The organism is Methylobacterium sp. NEAU K (assembly GCF_030700285.1).
Taxonomy (GTDB): domain Bacteria; phylum Pseudomonadota; class Alphaproteobacteria; order Rhizobiales; family Beijerinckiaceae; genus Methylobacterium.
In genome coordinates this window covers 38973-46861 of sequence record NZ_JAUYZJ010000037.1, presented here as the reverse complement: position 1 = coordinate 46861, position 7889 = coordinate 38973, and the positions used below count along the sequence as shown (strand labels likewise).

Sequence of the window (7889 nt, the reverse complement as noted above, 5' to 3'; positions counted from 1 at the left end):
TAGATGTTGCGCAGGTCGATCAGCACGGGCGCGGCCCCGGATGGCGCCATGGCCTGGCGCAGCCGGTCCAGATCGAGCGCCCGGAAGGCGTTCCACTCGGTCACGATCACCAGCGCGTCCGCGCCCTCGGCGCAGGCGTACGGGTTCTCGGCGTATTCCACAGACGGCATCAGCGCGCGCGCCTGCTCCATCCCCTCGGGATCATAGGCGCGCACCGTGGCGCCGGCATCCTGCAGGCCGGCCACGATCGCCAGCGAGGGCGCCTCGCGCATGTCGTCGGTGTCGGGCTTGAAGGTCAGGCCGAGCAGCGCGACGGTCCGGCCCCGGACGCTGCCGCCGCAGGCCTTGATCACCTTGCGGGCCATGGCGCGCTTGCGCTGGTCGTTGACCGCCACCACGGTCTCGACCAGCCGCAGCGGCGCCCCGGCATCCTGAGCGGTCTTGACCAGGGCGAGGGTATCCTTCGGGAAGCACGAGCCGCCATAGCCCGGCCCCGCATGCAGGAACTTGGTGCCGATCCGGTTGTCGAGCCCGATGCCGCGGGCGACCTGCTGCACGTCGGCACCGACCGCCTCGCACAAATCCGCGATCTCGTTGATGAAGGTGATCTTGGCGGCCAGGAACGCATTGGCGGCGTACTTGGTCAGCTCCGCGGTGCGACGCCGCGTCACCAGGATCGGCGCGGCGTTGAGGTAGAGCGGCCGGTAGACCTCGCGCATCACCGCCTCGGCCCGGGCATCCTCGGCGCCGACCACGATGCGGTCGGGACGCTTGAAGTCGGCGATCGCCGCGCCCTCGCGCAGGAATTCCGGGTTCGAGACCACGGCGACATCCGCCCCGGGGGCGGCCTCGCGGATGATGCGCTCGACCTCGTCGCCGGTGCCCACCGGCACCGTCGACTTGGTCACCACCACGGTGAAGCCCGACAGCGCTCCCGCGATCGCCCGGGCGGCCTCGAACACGAAGCTCAGGTCGGCGAAGCCGTCGCCCCGGCGCGAGGGCGTGCCCACCGCGATGAAAACCGCGTCGGCCCCCGCCACCGCCTCCCGCAGGCTCGAGCCGAAGCCCAGCCGGCCCTGGCGGACGTTCTCGGACACCAGCGCGTCCAGCCCGGGCTCGTAGATCGGCATGCGGCCGGCGTTCAGGCTCGCGATCTTGTCCGGGTCGCGGTCGATGCAGACAACGCTGTGGCCGAAATCCGCCAGGCACGCCCCGGAAACCAGGCCGACATAGCCCGACCCGACCATCGTGATGTTCATGGAATCCTCGTCGCGAAGCGAGCGCCTGCAGGCCCCGCTCTACGTCGACGGCACCGAGGGAACGCATCATATCTAAGGCGTATTCGCGGTAGCGGGACGGGGTACGGCGACCGCCCGCGTTCGGCGGATTTCCGGTGATCCGGTTCGCCTGCCCGGAAGCGAGGACGCCCCGAACGCCGCGGCTCCGCCGCTCCGGCCGGGCATCCCCGCCCGCGCGCCTCCCGACACCGCATTCCAGATCGCCAAGCGGCACGCCGCGGCTCCGGTCGCCGTCCCGCCCCGAGGGAGGATCGACGATACCTCACTTGGCTTACCTTGCGCGCCTCTTAGATTTTCCACGGGCAATGCCTCAGTCGATCCGGCCTCATAACTAATGCCTTTTCGCTCCGCTTATTACCAAAACTCGGATATTTTAGGCTGCCGCGATGGCAGGGCCGGATTCCCTCGGGGCATTTGGTCGGGGAGATTTCATTTGGCCACACGCTTCTACTTCGAGCTCGCGAATGCCGAGACGATGATCCGCGACCCGGAGGGCGTCGAGGCCGCCAACCTCGAAGAGGCCCTCCAGGAAGCCCGCAGCGTGATCGCCGAGATGGCCGACGAGATCGCCGAGGACCATCGCGAGAAGCCGTGGACGCTGCTCGTCCGGGACTCCGCCGGCTGGCTCGTGGGACGCCTACCCATCCGGAAATGACGCGGATCTCCGCTGCGGACGGGGCCGCCTCTCGCCATCCGCGCTCAAGCCGCGGCACGCGGGCTCCGGAGGCCGCCGAACCTTACGGCCCCCGGCCCTGACAGCCGGCCTTAACGTCGTGTTAACCTCTCATCCTGAGGATCAGGCCAGCCGGTGACCAGTGGCAGCCATGGCCAGAACGATCTCATCGCCCTCGAATGATGTGCCGGCCGCTTTGCTCGCGGATGCGACGGCGACCGATATGGCGCGCGCCGCACATGCCCTGATGGGCCTCGGTGATCGCGGCGCCGCCGAAGCGCTCCTCGAGATGGCGCGGCACAACCGGATCCTGGCGCTCAAGTTGCGAGTCGGATCCGGTCTCCGGCGAGACCGGATGAGATCCCAGCGGGGCGAGGCGAGCGCCTCCTGAACGCGGGTTGAGGGTCCGGCGCCCCTCCTGCACCGCGCTGAACCGTCACCCGGCAAATCCGTCCGGTCGCACGCTGAGCGCCGGCAACGTGGCGCTCGGCCGGTACGGCCTGTCGCGATCCTGTCCGGCGCTCCGCCGGACAACCCTGCTCTGCCGGCTCCGTAATGCGTGAGCTCCGCCGCTTCCGAAGGCGCGCGGAACGGCCGAGGCCGAGACAGCCTCCGGAAGAAGGTCCCCGCATGCGGAATGGTCGTCGGTACAAGCGCCCAAACTTGACGGGAAAAGCCCAGGATAACCAACTTTGTTGATTGCTATCAGTATATATCGTGATAAATATTCAATATAGAGCTCGAATGGGAACTCAGCTGCCGTGTCGCCGCGTGAAAGCGAAACCAGCGAAGTGAGCGCAAGTTTGGCGCTCGACATGGTCGGACGCGCCTATCTTGCTTTGGCGCTCCTCTATGAAACGGCCCATCCGGGAGAGTTCGACGACGTCCAACAAAAGATTCGTTCGTTCGTCGAAGACAACTTCCGTATCATTGAGGAAACGAGCAGAAGTGGAACCCTTGCCGCGGGCACGGTCGAGGGAGCGGCTCAACTTGTGAACGGCGTCCTGGTCGAGGTGGAGAACAAGATCGCCACGATGATCCGACCGTCGCGTCAGAGGCAGGCTTAGGGCTTTACTGCGATCCGCATACGCAAAAGCGCGACTGTTGCAGATGAGCCATGAATGCCCGATAAATGTCGCCCGGCGATCCGGCCGCGGCGATGACCAGGACTGGATACATCGACAGTCTTAACGGAACATGTTACGCGCTTAATGAGCGATAACAAGTTTACAAGCGCAATGAAAATCAGCGATGATTGCGAACGGGTTGCGCATAGTGCGGATGTTGCGCTCGAGGTTCTGGTCCGGGCCTATCACGCCCTGGCAATTGTCTATGAACTTTCGAGTCCCGGCGCATACATGGCGTTGCACGGCAAGATGATGCCGTACCTGCTGGATAGCTTCCGTCATTCCGAGGCGACGCAGACCAGCGACCCGCAGACCATCGAGATGTTCTCGACCGCGCTCGAGCGTGTCCGCTGCGCGCTGGACGAGGTCCGATCGGACGTGTCGGCCGTACGGACGCGCAACGACGAACGCGAGCACTGACGATGCCGGCACGGCGCTCCCGGTCAGCGCGCCGGCCGCAGGCTTTGCACCTGTCCGAGAAGCAGGCGCGGTCCGGGCTCCTCGTCGGGGAGGCGGGTCGGGAGGAGCCGCGTGGCCTTGGCCTTCAGCGTCTCGGACGCGATGTGCCGCCACGCTCGCGGGGCATGGAGGAGTTCGCCGAGCGCGGCCGCGTAGCCGTGCGTGCGCCGGCGGTCGAGGACGCGCCGGTGCTGCCATTTCCGCATCGTGGCATCGCGATGGGCTCGCAGGGCGTGCCGCGCGCCCGGCTCGAGGCCCGACCGGGCGAGCATCCCCTCGTCGAACGCCACGATCGCCCCGAGATCCTCCGTGCGATGCTGCGCGCTCAGCGAGTCCGATCGCTCGATCGCCACGTAGCCGCAGGGCGCCGTCACGACGAACACGGCTCCCGCCGCCAGCGCCTCGACGTAGAGGGCGTAATCCTCGCCCAGCCGCAAGCACTCATTGTAGCGAAGGCCCCGGCGCTGCAGGAACGCCCGCCGCATGATCGGCTTGAGGAACCCGAGCTCCCGCCGGTGTGCGCCCGCGCGTCCGATGTTGCCGGAGACGAAGGCTGCGAGCGAGAGCCGCTGCGGCTGGCCGGGCCCGGTCACCAAGCCGGCGGCCGCGGCCGCGGCGCTGCCGCGGACCATGACGATGTCGTCGGCGATCAGGTCCCAGGTGCGGGGCGCGGCCAGGAGGCGCCCCAGGCGCCCGTCCAGAAAGTAATCGTCGGCGTCGAGGATGCAGAGCAGCGGAGACGTCGCGGCCGCGAGGGCGGCGTTGCGCGCCGCCGCGGGCCCGGCATTGCGCGTCAGGCGCAGGAGCTTCAGCCGGCCCGAACCGTCGCCGGCGGCTTCGGCCGCCGCGCTGGTCCGGTCCTCGGAGGCGTCGTCGACGACAATGACCTCCGCGACCTCCGGCTGACGGAGGGCCGAGGCGACTGCGGTCGCGATGGTGGCTTCGGCATTCCGGGCCGCGATGATCACACAGACATCCGGTCCGACGGGTGGGGCCTGGACGCTTCGCAACGGACGACTCCGCAGTTCCTCCGGTCGATTCCGCGTGCCGGGCGACCATGCCGGACGGTAGGCCGCACCTGCTCGGGGCGCGCCATCGTCCAAAAGGAGGGTCACGGCGCCGGATCCGCTCGTCCGAAAGATCACCGCCCTGTCGCGCGATCGCGCCTACGCTTCGCCCGCAGTGCGCCGCTCGTGCAGGCGCTGCGCGCTCCGGCTGACGCCTCCGAGCCGTCTCGGAGCGCCGTGGCTCGCATTGGCGACAGATGAGGATGTGAGCATGACGAGACGGACCGGCCCGATCCGCGGCGCTTGCCTGGCGACGGCACTCCTCCTCCCGGCTTCGCCGCTCGAAGCCGGCGACGGCCTCTCGCCCTCGTCTGCACCCGCGGCGGCCACCCGGAGCGGCGGCTCGTTCGTCGAGACCTTCGGCAGTCTCGGCGAGCACCGCTGGTACGTGTCCGACGGCTGGGCCAACGGCGCGCACCAGAAATGCACGTGGTCACGGCAGCGCGTCCAGATCGCGGCGCCCGGGGAACTCACGCTCACCCTGTCCGACATCGCCTACAAGGACCGCGCCTTCAGCTGCGCCGAAATCCAGACCAAGGAGCGCTACGGCTACGGCACCTACGAGGTCCGCATGCGGGCGGGCGCGGCCTCCGGCCTCGTCTCGGCGTTCTTCACCTACAACGGGCCCGAGGACGGGGATCGCCGGACGAACGACGAGATCGATTTCGAGTTCCTCGGCAAGGACACCCGGGGCGTCCAGCTCAACTACTTCACCTCCGGCACCGGCCAGCACGAGAGCTTCGAGAGCCTCGGCTTCGACGCCTCAACGACGATGGCCGACTATGCGCTGGAATGGCTGCCCGACCGCATCCGCTGGTCCGTCAACGGCCGCCTGTTGCGCGAGGTGCGCGCCGCGCCTGATCGCCCGATCCCCTCGCATCCGAGCAAGATCATCCTCAGCATCTGGAGCGGCCAGGGCCAGGATTTCGAATCGTGGCTCGGGCCGGCCAATTATCCGGGACGGCCGATCACTGCCGCGTTCGAGCGCGTCGCGTTCACCAAGTTGGGCGATCCCTGCGGCTTCAAGGGCTCGATCGCCTGCCGTTAGCAGGCATCCGCCGCTCACGATCCGATCGATTGTCGCCCGGCAGGGATCGACTGGATTCAAGGCGTCTTTCGCCGGAGAACTTCGAAAAGATAACGAAACGTTAACCAATTTTACGTCAGATCCTGCTCCGAGGTATCTGCGGAGCCACAGGATGTCCGGGTTCAGTCTTCTCATCGCGGCCTATGCCGTCGGTCTCGTGGAGTTCTGGCGCCTGTGCCGGGAGGCGCCGCTGGCTCCCGAGGGTCAGGCCTGACGGCTGCCGGCGGCGCTCGCCCCCGCTCGCGCCCCATCGGCGTTCCGTCTTGCAAGCCCGGGGCGATCGACGCGCCGGCGGGATCATCGCTCGCCGCGCATCGGACGCATCAGCGCGCCCAGGAGAAAGGCCAGCTGGCCACAGACCAGCAGCGCCGCCCCCCGCCTCAGGCACGCGCCGGCGCCGAGATGATAGATCCAGTAGCCGTAGGCGACCTCGGCCGCCACGATCGGCACGAAGACCAGCAGGAACCAGACCGGGGCGAAGCGCCCCAGCATCAGTCCGAGCAGGGCGTTCAGCATCAGGCCCTTCATCGGCGCAGGCCGCGGCCGTTTCGAGCGCGGATCGCCGTGAGTCCCCGGGACGAGCACAGGCGGGTCGGGGGTCCAGGGCCGCCTCCCGGCACGGCTCCAGGTCGTCGCACCGGCACGCTCTGTCTCACCGAACCGGCTTCCACTGCGGCGGCGCGTTAGCGGCTGCCGCGCTGGCTCAGCACGGCCGGCACGGTCCGGATCAGGATGCCGAGGTCGCGCGATAGCGTCCACTGGCTGACATACGCGCAGTCCAGGGCCACGCGCTCCGCGTAGCCCGTGTCGCTGCGGCCCGAGACCTGCCACAGGCCGGTCAATCCCGGCGGGACGGAGAAGCAGGTCGTGAAGGCCGCCCCGTAGCGGACGACCTCGGCCTGAACGATCGGCCGGGGCCCGACCAGGCTCATCTCCCCCCGCAGCACGTTCCAGAGCTGCGGCAGCTCATCGAGCGAGGTCCTGCGCAGCACCTGGCCCAACGCCGTCACCCGGGGATCCTGGGTCAGCTTGTGCGTCGCCTCCCACTCGGCCCGCGCCTCGGCGTTCGCCGCGAGATGCCGGGCCAGTATCGCGTCGCCATCGGCCACCATGGACCGGAATTTCAGGCACCCGAAGGCGCGCCCATGCCGGCCGAGGCGCGTGTGGCGGAAGATCGGGGGGTGGCCGTCGCTGCCCCAGATCAGCAGGGCGATGAACAGAAGCAGCGGCAGCAGCAGACACAGGGCTGTCAAGGCGACCGCGGTATCGAGCATGCGCTTGGCCGCCCAGCCGAGCCGCAGCCCGGGACGGGCGGGCGATGCAGCCGGCAGAGTCTTGACCAACGCTTCGTTGATCGTCTCGACCATATGCTGCGGCGACGCAGGCGTGACGGTGCTCGGGGTCCCAACCGGGCGCAACATGATGGCGGCTCCTCACTCGGTGCGAGACTTGGATGAGACAGTGCTAAACGCGATCGAAACCCGGGCTTTGCGAAGGACGAGCGTCCGGTGGCCTCCGGCAGCGTCACCGCGGCCGGATTCGATGGCGCCGGGATGGGGCAAATGCTTGACAATCGAATGCTTCGAAACACCGCAACTTCCGAGTAATCGAGATACTAGACGGCAATACGACCGGCGAATCATCGGTGGAGATAAGTAATTGCTGGTCGTATTGGTTTTCGCCGCCCTGATCGGAGGCGCCGTCGGCTTCGCCGCGGGCCTACTGCATGGCTGGCTCGCCGCACTGCTCGCGGCCCAGGCCACCGCGGCGCTCGCCGTGCTCGCGGCCGTCCTGTTCAGCGTACGCCGATGAGGGGTAGGCCAACCGCATGCCGGCCGTCGGGAGCGCCCAGCCACCGAGGGCGCCGTAGGCCGATGTCTCGGGACGGGCGGCGGCAGCGGCCGCCGCGCGCGATCGAATCGGCCGGCGACCAGCGCAGATGAGCGATGACCCTTCACATCAGTGTTCCACGCGCGATTGAACCAGCTAGCCCCATCAGTTCCGGCATCGATACTGATAAACAGCCCTAAACCAAAAATCCCGGCCAGCTTATACAGCGGCACGGTAATTATTTGGACGAGCCCGCCTAGTTCGATCGAGGTACGGCGGCCGCGCACGCGACGGGCCTACACCGGCAGCCCGGACCGCCCCGCCTGCACCCGCGCGAGCACGACAGGA

At 68.1% G+C, this 7889-nt stretch carries 10 protein-coding genes; 5 read left to right on the top strand and 5 right to left on the bottom strand.

Features of this window, described 5'->3' with window-relative positions; genetic code table 11:
* On the bottom strand, positions 1–1259 hold a 1259-nt coding region (locus tag Q8W67_RS22780; protein WP_305550064.1), incomplete at its 3' end, for a UDP-glucose/GDP-mannose dehydrogenase family protein.
* A 472-nt stretch (positions 1260–1731) separates the two neighbouring features.
* On the opposite strand from Q8W67_RS22780, the gene Q8W67_RS22775 reads away from it, so the two are divergent.
* A complete protein-coding gene (locus Q8W67_RS22775) occupies positions 1732–1953 on the top strand; it encodes a hypothetical protein (protein WP_305550063.1) in 222 nt (73 codons plus the stop codon).
* A 184-nt stretch (positions 1954–2137) separates the two neighbouring features.
* On the opposite strand, the gene Q8W67_RS22770 is transcribed toward Q8W67_RS22775, so the two are convergent.
* Positions 2138–2272: a hypothetical protein gene (locus tag Q8W67_RS22770; RefSeq protein ID WP_305550062.1), complete on the bottom strand. Its 135-nt coding sequence runs from the start codon at positions 2270–2272 to the stop codon at positions 2138–2140.
* Positions 2273–2732: 460 nt separating this feature from the next.
* On the opposite strand from Q8W67_RS22770, the gene Q8W67_RS22765 reads away from it, so the two are divergent.
* Complete coding sequence (locus Q8W67_RS22765) at positions 2733–3038, top strand: hypothetical protein (protein ID WP_305550061.1); 306 nt, start codon at positions 2733–2735, stop codon at positions 3036–3038.
* Positions 3039–3182: 144 nt separating this feature from the next.
* Positions 3183–3518: a hypothetical protein gene (locus Q8W67_RS22760; RefSeq protein ID WP_305550060.1), complete on the top strand. Its 336-nt coding sequence runs from the start codon at positions 3183–3185 to the stop codon at positions 3516–3518.
* A gap of 23 nt (positions 3519–3541) precedes the next feature.
* On the opposite strand, the gene Q8W67_RS22755 is transcribed toward Q8W67_RS22760, so the two are convergent.
* Complete coding sequence (locus tag Q8W67_RS22755; protein ID WP_305550059.1) at positions 3542–4525, bottom strand: glycosyltransferase; 984 nt, start codon at positions 4523–4525, stop codon at positions 3542–3544.
* Between the two features lie 310 nt (positions 4526–4835).
* Between Q8W67_RS22755 and Q8W67_RS22750 the strand changes: the two genes are divergently transcribed.
* On the top strand, positions 4836–5672 hold the full coding sequence (locus Q8W67_RS22750) for a family 16 glycosylhydrolase (RefSeq protein ID WP_305550058.1): 837 nt from the start codon (positions 4836–4838) through the stop codon (positions 5670–5672).
* A 336-nt stretch (positions 5673–6008) separates the two neighbouring features.
* On the opposite strand, the gene Q8W67_RS22745 is transcribed toward Q8W67_RS22750, so the two are convergent.
* On the bottom strand, positions 6009–6227 hold the full coding sequence (locus tag Q8W67_RS22745) for a hypothetical protein (protein WP_305550057.1): 219 nt from the start codon (positions 6225–6227) through the stop codon (positions 6009–6011).
* A gap of 167 nt (positions 6228–6394) precedes the next feature.
* A complete protein-coding gene (locus Q8W67_RS22740) occupies positions 6395–7132 on the bottom strand; it encodes a sugar transferase (protein WP_305550056.1) in 738 nt (245 codons plus the stop codon).
* A gap of 238 nt (positions 7133–7370) precedes the next feature.
* On the opposite strand from Q8W67_RS22740, the gene Q8W67_RS22735 reads away from it, so the two are divergent.
* Positions 7371–7523, top strand: coding sequence for a hypothetical protein (locus tag Q8W67_RS22735; RefSeq protein WP_305550055.1), 153 nt, complete (start codon positions 7371–7373; stop codon positions 7521–7523).
* The last annotated feature ends 366 nt before the right edge of the window (positions 7524–7889 follow it).